This is a genomic window from Priestia sp. SIMBA_032 (assembly GCF_046535215.1).
Taxonomy (GTDB): Bacteria; Bacillota; Bacilli; order Bacillales; family Bacillaceae_H; genus Priestia; species Priestia aryabhattai.
The window spans coordinates 1-245 of record NZ_JAWRXD010001335.1 but is presented as its reverse complement, the minus strand read 5'-3'; the positions used below and the strand labels follow the sequence as shown (position 1 = coordinate 245).

The window sequence follows — 245 nt, the reverse complement described above, 5'->3', positions numbered from 1 at the left end:
GGCGCCGGTATTCTGTACATAGGTCTGCAGCAGGAACACCGTAGGCCCAAGCAGCAGCACGAACAGCATCAGAATCACCGCCAGGCTCAGGTTGAGCTCGGACAGGATGCGAATACCTTTGTCCAGGCCGCTGGCCACTGAAAGCGTCGCCAATGCACAGGTGGCGGTGATGAGGATGACTTGCACGGTGGTGTTTACCGGCAAACCGAACACATGATGAAACCCGCTGTTGATCTGCAATACCC

1 protein-coding gene is annotated in these 245 nt (G+C 56.7%); it reads right to left on the bottom strand.

What is annotated here, in order from left to right; genetic code table 11:
- Positions 1-245: BCCT family transporter (locus SB717_RS38645; RefSeq protein WP_410908532.1), on the bottom strand; the 245-nt coding region annotated here is incomplete at both ends.